11 protein-coding genes are annotated in these 14,235 nt (G+C 52.3%); 2 read left to right on the top strand and 9 right to left on the bottom strand.

Features of this window, described 5'->3' with window-relative positions; genetic code table 11:
• The first annotated feature begins 205 nt into the window (after positions 1 to 205).
• The gene (locus B9D94_RS30035; protein ID WP_148248634.1) at positions 206 to 1,759 is read left to right on the top strand and encodes an FAD-dependent oxidoreductase; all 1,554 of its coding nucleotides are present in this window, start codon (positions 206 to 208) and stop codon (positions 1,757 to 1,759) included.
• 183 nt (positions 1,760 to 1,942) lie between these two features.
• Positions 1,943 to 2,131, top strand: a complete 189-nt coding sequence (locus tag B9D94_RS30030) for a hypothetical protein (protein ID WP_006207018.1) — start codon at positions 1,943 to 1,945, stop codon at positions 2,129 to 2,131.
• A gap of 91 nt (positions 2,132 to 2,222) precedes the next feature.
• Here B9D94_RS30030 and B9D94_RS30025 read toward each other — a convergent pair whose 3' ends face one another.
• The 9 genes from B9D94_RS30025 to B9D94_RS29985 form a co-directional block, all read right to left on the bottom strand.
• Entirely contained in the window at positions 2,223 to 2,675 is a 453-nt protein-coding gene (locus tag B9D94_RS30025; RefSeq protein ID WP_006207019.1) for a hypothetical protein, read from the bottom strand.
• A gap of 83 nt (positions 2,676 to 2,758) precedes the next feature.
• Positions 2,759 to 3,652, bottom strand: coding sequence for a diacylglycerol/lipid kinase family protein (locus tag B9D94_RS30020; protein WP_172964019.1), 894 nt, complete (start codon positions 3,650 to 3,652; stop codon positions 2,759 to 2,761).
• 208 nt (positions 3,653 to 3,860) lie between these two features.
• The gene (locus B9D94_RS30015) at positions 3,861 to 5,735 is read right to left on the bottom strand and encodes an ABC transporter ATP-binding protein (protein WP_076150728.1); all 1,875 of its coding nucleotides are present in this window, start codon (positions 5,733 to 5,735) and stop codon (positions 3,861 to 3,863) included.
• Positions 5,732 to 7,459, bottom strand: a complete 1,728-nt coding sequence (locus B9D94_RS30010; RefSeq protein ID WP_036640103.1) for an ABC transporter ATP-binding protein — start codon at positions 7,457 to 7,459, stop codon at positions 5,732 to 5,734. Before B9D94_RS30010 ends, B9D94_RS30015 begins: the two co-directional genes overlap by 4 nt.
• Positions 7,460 to 7,470: 11 nt before the next feature.
• On the bottom strand, positions 7,471 to 7,953 hold the full coding sequence (locus B9D94_RS30005; RefSeq protein WP_148248633.1) for a MarR family winged helix-turn-helix transcriptional regulator: 483 nt from the start codon (positions 7,951 to 7,953) through the stop codon (positions 7,471 to 7,473).
• A gap of 226 nt (positions 7,954 to 8,179) precedes the next feature.
• The gene (gene rsgA / locus B9D94_RS30000; RefSeq protein ID WP_172964018.1) at positions 8,180 to 9,295 is read right to left on the bottom strand and encodes a ribosome small subunit-dependent GTPase A; all 1,116 of its coding nucleotides are present in this window, start codon (positions 9,293 to 9,295) and stop codon (positions 8,180 to 8,182) included.
• Positions 9,296 to 9,690: 395 nt separating this feature from the next.
• Positions 9,691 to 11,979 (bottom strand): ATP-dependent DNA helicase, encoded by a 2,289-nt coding sequence (locus B9D94_RS29995; RefSeq protein WP_148248632.1) that lies wholly within the window; start codon positions 11,977 to 11,979, stop codon positions 9,691 to 9,693.
• 149 nt (positions 11,980 to 12,128) lie between these two features.
• Complete coding sequence (pdaA, locus tag B9D94_RS29990; RefSeq protein ID WP_006207026.1) at positions 12,129 to 12,923, bottom strand: delta-lactam-biosynthetic de-N-acetylase; 795 nt, start codon at positions 12,921 to 12,923, stop codon at positions 12,129 to 12,131.
• Positions 12,924 to 13,065: 142 nt separating this feature from the next.
• Positions 13,066 to 14,109 (bottom strand): oxidoreductase, encoded by a 1,044-nt coding sequence (locus tag B9D94_RS29985; protein ID WP_006207027.1) that lies wholly within the window; start codon positions 14,107 to 14,109, stop codon positions 13,066 to 13,068.
• Between the last annotated feature and the right edge of the window lie 126 nt (positions 14,110 to 14,235).

The following is a 14,235-nucleotide window of genomic DNA, read 5'->3' as shown; positions in this document are numbered from 1 at the left end:
GATGATCATGTCGTTTCTCTAGGTTCTGCACAAATGTTCCAAATTATTACGAGTATTCAGAAATTCATGCAAATTCAGGAGAAGGGTAGATTAAGTCGCCATTCACAGCTCGGGCTTCGTTTCTAATCATCCCTCTGTGGTAATAATGGAGACAAGGAGCCTTAAGTTTGAGGATAATGCCTAAAGAAGCCGAGGAGGAATCGGAATGAACCCATCCAATCCATCATATCAAGAGCTGCCGCGATATCCGGAATCGCTGTGGAGAGCGACAACCGAGCTGCCTACTTTTCCCCGTCTGGCCGAAGATATAGAAGCAGACGTTGCCATTGTCGGAGCCGGCATCACCGGGATTACAACCGCCTACCTGCTGGCCAAGGCCGGCAAGGATGTCGTATTGATTGAGGCTGGCCGCATACTGAACGGAGCGACGGGATACACAACAGCCAAGGTAACGGCCCAGCATGGGCTGATCTACCATGAATTGACGAGTCATTTTGGCGAGGAGAACGCCCGGCTCTATTACGAAGGAAACCGGGAAGCGATCGAATTCATACGGAATATCGTTGGCGGGGATGAAGAGAAGTTCGGGCTGAAGCTGGAGGACGCCTATATCTACGCCCAGGAGGACGACAAGTATCTCGCGAAGCTGGAGGACGAAATCAAAGCCTATGAGCAGCTCGGGATTCCGGGAGAATGGCAGGACAGCCTTCCCCTGCCCATGCCGATACGGGGAGCTATCAAGATGCCGGGGCAATACCAATTCCACCCGCTGCAGTATCTAAAGCACCTGACCGAACAGTTTCTCATGCTCGGGGGGCGGATCTATGAAAACACCACCATGGATGAAAAGGCTGAAACCGAAGGACCGATTACACTGCTGACCAAGCGGGGCGGCCACCGCATAACTTGCAACCACGCTGTTTCCGCCTCCCATTTTCCGTTCTATGACGGGAAGGGATTGTTCTTCACACGGCTGCACGTGGAACGCTCCTATGCGATTGCCGTTAAACCTGAGACGGCCTATCCAGGCGGGATGTACCTGAGTGTGGATAAGCCAAAGCGCTCCCTGCGTTCAGCTTCCTATAACGGTGAGGATCTGGTCATTGTCGGCGGGGAGAATCATCCCACGGGACGCAGCATCTGCACCCATCAGCATTATGAGAATCTGGAGCTGTTTGCCGGTAATCTGATGGGGGCTTCCGCCATTCCCTACCGCTGGTCGACGCAGGATCTGATTACACTGGACAATCTGCCATACATCGGACCAATCACTTCGAAGCATGACCGGATTTATGTTGCGACAGGCTTCCGCAAGTGGGGCATGACAACAGGAACACTGGCCGCGAACATCATCAGTGATCAAATCTTGGGGAAAACGAACCGTTATGCCGACATGTTCAACCCGTCCCGATTCAAGGCAGACCCGAGCATCAAAACATTTGTTGTGCAAAATGCGACGGTTGCCAAAGATTTTGTGGCTGGCAAAGTGGACCTGTCCCATGCCGACATTACCGAACTGAAGATAGGCGAAGGTGCCGTCGTTCGTCATAACGGCCAACGGGCAGGAGCTTACAAGGATGACCAGGGAAATCTGCATCTCGTGGACACGACCTGCACACACCTCGGCTGCGAGGTGGAATGGAACGAGGGCGAGCGCTCCTGGGATTGTCCATGTCACGGGTCCCGATTCCGTTATGATGGCAAGGTGCTGGAAGGCCCGGCCATAGAGCCATTGAAGCAGTTGGACGCTGAGGACTAAATATCATGAGGCTGTAACGCATAAAAAAACGAGGCGGAAACCAAGGGTCCCGCCTCGTTTTTTTACTCTAAATTGGTTATTCGTTTAATAGCGGGCTTCTAAACCGCCTTAATTCCCTAATCAACACCAAAATCATCCTATTTTTGGTATAATCGTAATAAATTCGTTATAGGAGGAATCGCCATGGTGCTTGGCCCTGAATATTTGGATCGCATTAAAGAAGAGGTTTCCGAACGGAAAGCGAAGGAAAAATTAGGCGGCATCCAGCAGCATGGCCTGATCCGTGATTTTTTAATGACCCTCGCTGCAGCAGGCGCTTTCATTGTGGTGGCTGCCATCTTTGGTTTCATTCTGCATCACATTCGATATTAAATCACACCTGCAGTCTAATCAAAAAAGACACCCTCGCGGGTGCCTGTGGACATGTGATTGCGGAAGGCAGTGGATATGGGCTGGCCCAAGCTTAAGCGATTTCCGGGGCCAGCTCGTCCCGGTAGGCCTCGAGCGACCGGTCTACGATGACACGAATGAAAGCCGGATCAATATCCTGGATCCACGGCATCGCATTATTCCAGGCATTTTCCTCGATTTGTAGCGCAATCTGCTTCTGATCCCATTCATCGATCGTTCCATCCATCCGGTCACACAGTTCCGTGAGTTTCAGGTCCATCGAATGGCCCAGCTCATGGGCAAACACCACCGCATAATAAGCATTAAACGACTCAAGTGATCCAAACAGCTGAAGACACTGCTGGCGTATGACCTCGGTATACATCGTCACACGATGTGAATGCATCACATATTTCCCGCCGATTAACCGGCCCCCTGGAAAATACGTATCCATCTCCACGGTGACACTGCTGCCCGACCGACGTAGAAGCTCTTGCGTAATTCGGTTCAGTTCGGACTTATTCAATGATGATCATGGCTCCCTTTAAAGATATAAACATCATTATAAAAGAACCATATGAAAATGCAATATCAAATATGCCTGCCGACTCACTCTCCCCCGACCAAAAACCTTAAGCCGCGGGGCCTGACAGACACGTCAGCCGGGGCCTCCATATAGACCTCACCATCCGTATCGGCCTTCATGGGCTTTGCCGTGGTCAGCTTGACCGAAGCGGCCTTCACATACTCTATGCTCTCATTGGCCGGCTTCCACTCCCCTTCGACCTTGCGGCTTAACAGTTCTTTTAACAGCGGAAGTCCGGCTTCACGGATAATCAGCACATCCAGTAAACCATCACACAGCGAATCGAGCGTAAAGGGAAGCGGACGAGTCCCGAGGTAACGGCCATTCGAAATGTAGATCATGACGGCCTCGCCTTCGCTGGTATGTCCGTCATATTCCAGACTGTAAGAGAAGGGTTCAGCAGCACGTACGGTTTGCAGCATGCTGATAAAATAACTCAATTTGCCCAGTTTCCCTTTCAAATCCGGATTGATATTCTCCGACGTGTCCGTAATGAGGCCCACTCCGAAAAAATTCGTGAACACCCGGCCTTGAGCCATGCCGATATCCAATTCCCGAACATGTCCCTTCATTAATTCGTCAGCCGCGAGCACAAGCTCCACCGGCAGATTCATGGAGCGGGCAAAATCATTGCAAGTGCCTACAGGCAAAATCCCTACGAGCGGCGGATGATCCAGCGTTGCAATGCCATTAACACACTCATGGACCGAGCCGTCCCCGCCCATAATGAGAATGAGATCGTATGTCCCGCCTTGATCCCTGCACAATGCCTCCCCCTCGCCAGGCTTAAAGGTCTGATACAACACCAGCTCCTTCACGTTCTTCGCCAATACTGGAATTACCGCCGCCAGCTGCTGCAGCGTTTCCTGCTGGCCTGCGTTCTGGTTGTACACCAGCAATGCCCGACTATACATCATTCCATGACCCCCTCATATCCGTACCGGAATGTCTTGCTTCTATTATTACCCTTTGTCGTGAACCTATTAATCAGTACAGCTTGAATAGGTCCCCGTTCACCTCCGACCCATCATGCTGCAGCTTTAAATCAGTCCTCCATGCTGGAATAAGAAGACCCCTTCTGCAATCGAAGGGGTCTTCAGGGACTTCAATTATGCCTGCATTCTGTTATCCAGCCTCATGCTGATCGCTGAACTGACTGTTGTACAGGTCCGCATAGAAGCCTTCTTGCGACAGCAGCTCCTGATGGGTTCCCTGTTCAATGATGCTGCCCTTGTTCATAACCAGAATAAGGTCCGCATCGCGAATCGTGGATAGACGATGCGCAATGACAAAGCTGGTCCGGTCCTTCATCAGCTCATTCATCGCCTTCTGAATGTACAGCTCGGTCCGGGTATCCACGCTGCTGGTCGCTTCGTCAAGAATCAGAATCGACGGATTCGCCAGAATGGCCCGCGCAATTGTGAGCAGCTGCTTCTGCCCTTGCGATATGTTGGAGGCCTCCTCGTTCAGAACGGTGTCATAGCCGTCCGGCAGCGTCCGGATGAAGTGGTCGGCATGAGCCGCTTCCGCTGCTCTGATGATCTCTTCCTCCGTGGTCCCCTCGCGGCCGTATCCGATATTTTCCCGGATCGTCCCGTTAAAGAGCCAGGTATCCTGGAGCACCATTCCGAACAGGCTGCGAAGCTCACCCCGTCGAAGGGACGTAATATCCGTTCCGTCTATCGTAATTTTGCCCTTGTTAAGCTCATAGAACCGCATCAGCAGATTAATAAGCGTGGTCTTCCCTGCACCGGTTGGACCGACAATAGCCACCGTCTGTCCATGCTTCACATCAACGTTCATATCCTCGATCAGAAGCTGATCCGCTTTATAACCAAAACTCACATTCTGGAAGGACACATCGCCGAGCGGCTTCTTGAGGGCTGCCGGAGCCGTATGCTCAGACACTTCTTCTTCCTCGTCCAGCACTTCAAATACGCGCTCTGCCGATGCAATCGTGGATTGAATGACATTCGCGATATTGGCAAGCTGCGTGATCGGCTGTGTGAACTGGCGTGAATATTGGATGAACGCCTGGATATCCCCGATCTCGATTGCTCTGCGGGTGACCAGAACGCCACCGACAACACTCACGATCACATACCCGATATTGCCAACAAAACTCATCAGCGGCATGATCGTTCCCGAGATGAACTGGGCTTTCCATCCGGCATCATAGAGCTTGTCGTTGACTTCATCGAATTGCTCCATCGATTGTCGTTCCCGGCCAAACGCCTTCACCACTTTATGACCTGTATACATCTCTTCCACATGTCCGTTCAGTTGGCCCAGATGCTTCTGTTGTGCCACGAAATGCTTCTGAGAGCGCTTGGCAACCATGATGGTGACCACCACGCTGAGCGGCAGGGTCAATATAACCACCAGAGTCAGCAGCGGACTGATTGTAAGCATCATGATGATAACCCCGACCAGTGTTACCACAGAGGTAATCATCTGTGTAAGACTCTGCTGAAGCGTACTGCTGATATTGTCCATATCGTTCGTGACCCGGCTCAGCGTCTCCCCATGTGTACGGGCGTCAAAATATTTAAGCGGCAGGCGTCCGAGCTTGTTATAGACATCCTTGCGCAGATCGTAAACAGTCCGCTGTGCCACACCAGCCATGACATATTGCTGGATATAAGCAAACAGCGAGCTTAGCAGATACAGGCCTGCCAGCCAGAGCATGATATTCCGAATGGCATCAAAATCAATCCCGGCACCCGGTACGCCCTGCATTTTGGCCATGAATCCTTTGAACAGGATCGTGGTTGCATCACCGAGAATTTTCGGGCTCACAATGCTGAATATCGTACTCAAGATGGCTGCGGTCAAGACGATCAGCAGTTTCCCCGTATGGGGCTTAAGGTATCGTGTAAGCCGGCGCAAAGTCCCCTTGAAATCCTTGGCTTTCTCGGCTGCCATCCCGGCACCATGCGGCCCGCCGCCGAAGGGACCGCCCTGGCCCCGAGGATGTCCTCCCCGTTTCTTCTCGCTCATGCGATCTCCTCCTCTGACAGCTGTGAGGTGACAATTTCACGGTACACATCGCTTGATGCCATAAGTTCCCCATGCGTGCCCATTCCGGCAATGCGTCCCTGTTCCAGCACGATGATTCGGTCAGCGTCCATGACGGTGCTGACACGCTGGGCCACAATCAGAACCGTAGCCTCGGTCGTTTCCTCCCTCAGCGCTGCACGAAGATTCGCATCGGTCTTGAAATCCAGCGCAGAGAAACTGTCATCGAACACGTAGATTTCAGGTCTCCGGACCAGCGCCCTGGCAATGGAGAGCCGCTGCTTCTGGCCTCCGGATACGTTGCTGCCGCCTTGGGAAATCTCGGCATCATAACCGCCTTCCATTGAAGAGATGAAATCAGCCGCCTGGGCAACTTTCGCGGCATGCTGAATCTCCTCGTCCGTTGCGTCTTCCTTGCCGTAGCGGATATTCTCTGCAATCGTACCGGTGAACAGCAGCGCCTTCTGCGGCACAAATCCGATCCGGTTCCGCAGATCTTCCTGCATCAAGTCCCGAATATCCGTCCCGTTGACAAGAATCCGCCCGGAGGTCACATCATAGAAACGCGGAATCAAGCTGATCAGCGTTGATTTGCCTGAACCTGTTCCTCCAATAATCGCGGTAATCTCACCCGGGCCTGCCTGGAAGGAGATATCGGATATGGCCGGCTCCTCTGCGCCCGGATAATAGAAGGTGACGTCCTGAAATTCAATGGAACCCGTCTGAATGCCGGTATTCCGCGGCTGCTTCGGATCATGGATCTCCGGTATCATGTTCAATACCTCATTGATCCGGACTGCCGATGCCTGCGCGCGCGGAATCATGACAAACATGACGGACAGCATGATCAGTGAGAACATGATCATCATCGCGTATTGAAGGAAGGCCATGAGGTCCCCGACCTTCATGTGTTCGGCTTCTATGCGGTGGGCTCCGAACCAAACAATCGCCAGCGTGGCGAAGTTCATGACAAGCATCATGACGGGCATCATGGCACCCATGATTTTGTTAACCTTGATCGAGGTGGCTGTCAGATCCTCATTGGCATCATTAAACCGGACCGTCTCATGGTCCATGCGGTTAAACGAACGGATGACCCGCATTCCGGTCAGATTCTCACGCAGCACGCGGCTGAGTGTATCAATCTTGATCTGTATGGCCTTGAAGAGCGGAATCCCTTTTTTGGCAATGATGAAAATAGCCAACGCGAGAATCGGCAGGACGATCAGAAGCACCGTTGTCAGTCCCGGATCTCTCGATATCGCCATCACGATGCCCCCGATACACATCATCGGCGCGATGGCCATCATGCGAAGAATCATGATCGTGACCTGCTGCACCTGTGTGATATCGTTGGTGGTACGGGTTATCAGGGAAGCTGTTCCGATCTTGTCAAATTCCTGCAGCGTAAAATTCTCGACATGGGAGAATACGCGACCACGCAGAATCCGGCCAAAACCGGTTGCCGATTTGGATGCCAAATAACTTGCCGCAATGGAGCAGACCATGCCGCCTGCTGTAACCAGGAGCATAAAACCTCCCACACTCCAAATGTAAGGAACGTCTCCCTTCACGATGCCGATATCCACAATGTCAGCCATCAAGGTCGGCAAGTAAAGATCAGACAGACATTGGAAAAATGTGAACAGCAGAACAAAAATGACCGCTGTCCGGTATGGTTTCATGTATTGAAACAGCTTTAACAAATCCCCCACCCCTACTCGTTGTCTGATGTTGTTTCATTCGAATTGCGCTTATGTTCTTGGAATTGGTAAATCTTCGTCAGCAGCTCCGTCAGCTTGACGCTATCCTCTTCACCGAGAAAATCAACCAGCTCGTTAAAGTTGTTTTTGACTTTCAGGTAGGTTTGCTGGACAATACGGTTCCCTGCCTCCGTAAGCTGTACGCGAACCGCGCGTCGGTCCTGTGCATCCATCACTCGCTCCACCAAGCCTTTACTCTCCAAGCCGTTGATGAATTGCGTGATCGTTGGTGACGTAACGTTCATCATGCTGCTGATCTCCGACACCTTCATACCGGGTCCGTCAGGCTCGATATGATGTCTGAGCCCCATTAGAACTCGAATTTCACCAGGGGTATAGCCGGAAATCATGTGCTGATCCCACTCCTGCTTATGAAACATACGGATGCTGTACAGGAGCCTGCTGGCTACGCTGTCTTCCCGCATGCCCCCCTTCATGCACCTTTCTTCTCGTGACTGTCTTTCCTCGTCAACGGTATCTCCATTATGTGAGTCTGGTTGTTTATCCTGTGTCATTGGCCACCTCTTCTCTACAGCACTAAAGCTTGAATTGACATGGTACAGACCATTTCTCCTTAAATAGATAGTTTGCCAATCTATTTGGTTACCTAACTATATACCTGGAGAAGACCGAAGTCAAATCGACTTCGGTCTTCCCGTAACACTATAATTCCTCGTCGTATAGAAGCTGCTGATAAGCCCCTTGGTGCACTCTGCCGCTCTTGCGTGACGACTTGCCAGAGCTCTTGTTCTGCCGCCGGGTGCTTGCCTTTTCTTTACGGGCGATATGAGCGAGCTCGCGCTCTGTTTTCTTGTAATTCGCATAACGCTTTGCATCCAGCGTCCCGTCCTGCAATGCTTCCCGGACCGCGCAGCCTGCTTCGTTCTCATGTCGGCAATCATGGAATCGACACTGCTGCGAGAGCGTGGAGATGTCCGCAAAGGCAGTCTCAAACCCCTCCTCTGAATCCCACAGCTGCAGCTCCCTCATGCCCGGGGTATCCACCATGATAGCACCTCCCGGCAGCACGAACAGCTCCCGGTGTGTCGTGGTATGGCGTCCCCTTGCATCCTCTTCCCGAATCCCTTGAACACGCTGCATCTCCTGACCGGACAGCCAGTTCAATAACGTGGATTTGCCCGCCCCGGAAGTGCCCGTTATTGCCACTGTCTTCCCTTGCACCAAGTAATCTTGAAGCTGCTCCTTCCCTTGGTCCTTTAAGGAGCTCACCACAAACACCGGCACACCGAGAGCGACCTCTTCCACCAGCGAGACATATGTTTCAGGCGATTCACATAGATCCGCCTTGGTGAGCAGGATGACCGGTGCAGCTCCGCTCTCCCAGACAGCAATTAAATAGCGTTCAATTCTGCGGACATTAAAATCCTTATTCAGCGCATTAATGATAAACACGGTATCCATGTTCGCGGCGATAACCTGCTCATCCGGCACGCTGCCTGCTTCCCTGCGCGTGACAGCGGACTTGCGGGGCAGCAGCTTATGAATGACGGCCCGCGATTCGCCCTGGAGCGGCTCGACCAGCACCCAATCGCCGACAGCCGGGAAATCGCTTTTGCTGCCCGCTTCGTATTCATACTTCCCTGTGACAACAGCCGTCTGCTCACCTTCTTGGGTTATAATGCGGTATTGCTTTGAGAACTGGGCTGTCACGCGCGCCGGCACGAGCTCTTTGTCCTGCTTCGGCATCTGCTCAGCCATCAAGCTCCAGTGTTCATTCCATCCATATGTGTGTAACGGTGTCATTTCTTGTTTAGTCAAATTCGTTATATCCCCTTATCATTATCAATTTGGTTGTTATATCAAAACACAAAAAAACCGCAGATTTGTATCTGCGGCTGATCTGAATATACACCAGAAGAAGGCATCATGCCCCTACGGTTACCCCGTGAAGACAGTACCAAACCCCGAGTATAGACACAAAAAACCCGCAGGATACCAAACACGGTCTCCTGCGGGTTCCAGGTATGGAAGTGAGGGCTCGATCTGAAGCCTCACCTCTTCGTTACCATTAGAATTTCCCGTCCAAAGAGACCAACGTCAATGCGACCCATCCACTATGCATCATAACCATTTGACATCAGCCTCCTTCTGCTTAATTAATATATCCGTATTATAGAGTTCCAATTTCCAGGTGTCAACATCCCATGAAAAATTTAGATTCGCCTAAACTTTCTCCACTCCTCTGGCAGCAGCATCCCGTATTGGCGATTCAGAAAACGGTCATCGACAAGTGTGAGCGTACCGCTGTCTTGCTCTGATCGAATCAGGCGTCCTCCGGCCTGCAGCACTTTGTTCATCCCCGGGTACACGTAAGCGTAATCGTATCCCCTCTTGCCGGTACGGTCGAAATAATCCCTGATGATGTCATTCTCGAAAGACAACTGCGGCAATCCCACGCCGATCACTACAACACTGGAGAGCCGTTCTCCCTTCAGATCAATACCCTCCGAGAAAATGCCGCCCATTACCGCAAAGCCGATCAGCGGATCGGCTGCATCCGCCTGAAATGCATTCAGGAACGCCTCCCGCTCCTCCTCGCTCATCCCGTGTCCCTGAAGCAGCGTGCGTGCCCCGGGATTCATTCGGGCGAAGTCTTCATGAATATCCTGCATGTAGGGGTAGGACGGCAAAAAAATCAAGGTATTCACCGGCTGCTCCTGAACCAGAGCACTCAGCATCCGCACGATGGCCTCACGGCTCCGCTCCCGATCCTTGAACCGCGTCGACAATGGCAGAACTCGCACATCCAGCTGCTCGGCCGAGAATGGGGACGGAATCGAGAGGCTGTAGTCCTCTTCCTCCGCTCCCAGCATATCGCGATAATAGCCGAGCGGCATCAGGGTGGCCGAGAAAAACACGCTGGACCGATAATTCTTGGCCGCTTGCTGAAGCAAATAAGAGGGATCCAGACAAAACAGCTTGAGAAACACCTCGCTCTGACTCATCTCTGCATAGGTGACAAACCGGTCGTCATACAGCTTGGAGATACGCAGATAGCCCTGTACGGCAAAATAGCACTCCAAAAGCGCATCGGCCTCATCCCCGCTTTTGCCTGTCATCAGTTCGGCTTCCGCCTGGAGGGCAAAGTCCTCCAATAGTTCGACCATCATCTCCGGCTGCTGGGAGCCTACAATCCGCTCTTCCTCTTCACCGGCCTTGCGCAGAATCTTAAAGCGGTTATTGACCCGTTTAGCCGTATTGTACAGCGTGGGATTGCTCTCTTTATAAGCCCTCTGCAGTTCTAAGAACGCAGATTTATTCAGTTCAGCCGAGAACATCCCTCTCGCGCGGTCCACCAGATTATGCGCCTCATCAACGAGCAGCACGCTGCGCTTCTTCACTTCCTCCGGCATACGCTTGAAGGATACACGCGGGTCAAACACATAGTTGTAATCACAGATGACGGCATCAGCCGCATAAGCGGCGTCCAGCGAGAACTCAAACGGACAGACCGTATGCTTGCGGGCATAATCCTCAATGACGGGCCTCGTGATCAACGTTTCATTCGAGAGCAGATCCAGTATGGCGTCATTGATCCGGTCATAGTAGCCCTCCGAGAACGCACAGCCCATCTGACTGCAGCCTTCCGCTTCGCTGAAACAGATCTTGTCCTTCGCCGTCAGCGTGACTGCGTGCATACAGAGCCCTTGACGCTCCATGCGCGCCATGGCTTCCTCTGCAGTGGTTCGGGTAATCGTTTTGGCTGTCAGGTAAAAGATCCGCGATAGCAGTCCTTCACCGATCGCTTTAACCGAAGGAAACAGCGTGGATATGGTTTTGCCTATGCCGGTCGGCGCTTTGGCGAACAATCTCCGTCCTTCACCGATGCTTTTATATACGGCACCAGCAAGCTTCCGCTGTCCCTCCCGGTAGGCAGGAAACGGGAATTTAAGCTCGCGGATGCTCCGATCTCTCTGCTCGGCATGCTCTCTTAACAGGTTCGCATAGGGAGCATATGCCCCCACGACCTCAAGCACAAAGGATTCCAGCTGAGGCAAACTCCATTCCTGCACGAACTGCTTCCGCTCTCCGCTCGGCACTTGGAAATAGGTCAATCTGACTGCCATCCTTGGCATCTCATGCAACTTCGCATACATATAGGCATACATTTTGGCTTGCGCCCAGTGAACCGGGTAGGTGTGCTCGGTAATCTCGCCCAAATCTCCGGAGGTCGACTTGATCTCATCAATCATGATCCGTTCTTCCTCCCGAATCAGGCCGTCACAGCGACCCTCCACCACAAACAGCAGATCCTCGTACGGAATCTCGACTTCAAGCTGCACTTCCTTCTGATCGTTCTCGCCATAATCGCGCTGTACTTGCTGATGCGCGCGGGTACCCTCGGTGAGGGAGGTCGCCGTGCGAAAGCCCGAGGTAATGCTGCCGCTGCGAAAGACGTATTCCACCAGCGGCCTTACGGATATTTGGATAGTATGAGGCATGATGGTCTCCTATCGTTCATGTTCTTATGAAGCGTATTATACCAAACATTCGTTCCTGAATGCGAAGCATCCGCGCAGATCGATACAGAAAAAAGCGTGCGGACGGTTATCCTCGCGGATACCATCTGCACGCTATGCGAAACGGTCACTTATGGAGCTTTTTTCTGCATCTGATCCAAACTCTTAAACTCGTAGCCCCGGTTCTTCGCTTCATCAATGATTCGCCCCAGCGCCTCTGTATTGTCCTTGGAGATCGAATGAAGCAGGATGACTGCACCCGGGTGCAGCTGTGCGGTCACCTTGTCGTAAGCATACTGTGCGCCGCGCTGTGACTTCACATCCCAGTCCATATACGCCAGCGACCAGAAGACATTGGTATATCCCAATTGTTTGCTGGTTGCAAGGGACTTCTCGTCGAATATGCCGCGCGGTGTACGCAAATACTTCATGTCCGGCTGGCCGGTTATGCTCATGACCTCCTTCTTCACCCGCTCCAGCTCCTCAGTCAGCTTCTCTGCCGAAATCGTGGTAACATCGGGGTGATTCCAGGAATGGTTGCCGATAATATGGCCTTCCGCCGTCATCCGCTTCAGCAGATCCGCCTGTGTCTTCACGTAATGTCCGGTCACGAAGAAGGTGGCGGGCACCTTCTTCTCTTTGAGCGTATCCAGGATACGGGAGGTATAACCATTCTCATAGCCGTTATCAAACGTGAGATAAAGCTCCTTCTGCTCGGCATCGCCCATGAAGATGGCATCGTATTTTTGCAGAAGCTCCTTAAAGCCTTCCTCATTGATCGAGGGCAGCTGGCCATTGACGCTTTTCTTAAATCCAAAGTGAAACGGACCGCTTCCGGCCGCCAAGACTGCTCCAGAGATGGTCAGCACTATCGCCAAACTCATCAGAAGCACAAGCGCCGACCGAAGGACTCCACGTTTCTTCATATCCGCCTCTCTCCTTCTTTGTAGTGATATGGATCAATCGCCCCTATGAAAGACGTGCCCAGGGTTGCATCACCTAATATCCCACAAATCGGAGCAAACTATGTGTAAACCAACGTTAACCTGACACAAGAGAGATCCTTTGCTACGTAATTTGGATGGTACGTCCCTCCTGATGACTTTGCAGCGCATACTCGATCATCCGGATCACGTTGCGGGCTTCCTCCGCTTGGACGGGTAAAGCCCCCCCTTTAAGAATGGCTTCAGCAAGTCCCTGGTAGAATGCCTGATAACGTCCTGGCAGCGTCTCAATCTCACCTTGGACTGCCAGCCCGCTCAGCTCGGTAGCGAGCTCTCCGTATTGATCCGGCGAGTCTTCCCCCCAGCCTGCATCCCCTGGGCGCATGCCCTGCTTCAACTGGCCTTCTTGAGGGTCCATCCCATATTTCAGGAAACTTCCCTTATCGCCATGCAGCTCGAATTTCGGGCCGGCTTGCCGTACCAGTGAGCCGGAGTGCAGAATGACGCGGAACGTTGCGTAACCCAGCACCAGATGAAAATAATCATGCGCTTTGGAACCTTTGCGCTCTATTCTTAAATCTGCCCATAACGTCTCCGGCAGACCAAACAGGAACAGAGCCTGATCAATCAGGTGCGAGCCCAGATCGTATAATATGCCTGAACCGGGAGCTGCCTGCTCTCTCCACCGCTCGGATTGCACCTCAGGACGGTAGCGGCTGAACTGTGATTGATAAATGGAAAGCTTGCCGAGCGCTCCCGTTTCCAGCAGGTTGCGGACGGTCAGAAAGTCATTGTCCCAGCGGCGGTTATGGTATACCGTAAGCAGGACGCCCTTCTGCTTGGCAAGCTCAATCAGCTCGTCCGCTTCGGCAGCGGTTACGGTGAACGGTTTCTCTACAACCACATGCTTGCCAGCCTCAAGGGCCAACCGTGAATATTCATAATGTGTTGTATTAGGACTCGTAATGATGACAACGTCAATCTCCGAAACCGACAAGAGTTCATCCACACTGTCGACAACAGCCGTATCCGGCACATCCTTGTGAACCTTATCCGGATCCGATGACACAACCGTGTGTACCTTATAATCCGGCACGCTTCTCAGGATCGGTGCATGAAACACCGATCCGGACAGGCCGTATCCGATGATCCCCGCTTGTATTGCCATAACGCAAGCCTCCTCTTCCCATGGTTCTATGTTGATTCTATAAGGATCGCTGTGATTCCTTGCAACATCTTAACATCCCGCAAATATTTTACAACCGGAAAAAAGCCGCCTGCGGCTAACTTTGTT

Source organism: Paenibacillus sp. Cedars (genome assembly GCF_003184205.1).
GTDB lineage: Bacteria > Bacillota > Bacilli > Paenibacillales > Paenibacillaceae > Paenibacillus_AQ > Paenibacillus_AQ glucanolyticus.
Note: the sequence above shows the minus strand (reverse complement) of the source record. Positions and strands in the feature narration are given on the sequence as shown.

Bases quoted from the DNA above. Each gene is read 5' to 3' on its own strand.
- B9D94_RS30035 (WP_148248634.1), top strand. From the start codon at position 206: ATGAACCCATCCAATCCATCATATCAAGAGCTGCCGCGATATCCGGAA.
- B9D94_RS29985 (WP_006207027.1), bottom strand. From the start codon at position 14,109: ATGGCAATACAAGCGGGGATCATCGGATACGGCCTGTCCGGATCGGTG.
- B9D94_RS29995 (WP_148248632.1), bottom strand. From the start codon at position 11,979: ATGCCTCATACTATCCAAATATCCGTAAGGCCGCTGGTGGAATACGTC.
- B9D94_RS30005 (WP_148248633.1), bottom strand. From the start codon at position 7,953: ATGAAGGGGGGCATGCGGGAAGACAGCGTAGCCAGCAGGCTCCTGTAC.
- B9D94_RS30030 (WP_006207018.1), top strand. From the start codon at position 1,943: ATGGTGCTTGGCCCTGAATATTTGGATCGCATTAAAGAAGAGGTTTCC.
- B9D94_RS30015 (WP_076150728.1), bottom strand. From the start codon at position 5,735: ATGAGCGAGAAGAAACGGGGAGGACATCCTCGGGGCCAGGGCGGTCCC.
- B9D94_RS30020 (WP_172964019.1), bottom strand. From the start codon at position 3,652: ATGATGTATAGTCGGGCATTGCTGGTGTACAACCAGAACGCAGGCCAG.
- pdaA (WP_006207026.1), bottom strand. From the start codon at position 12,923: ATGAAGAAACGTGGAGTCCTTCGGTCGGCGCTTGTGCTTCTGATGAGT.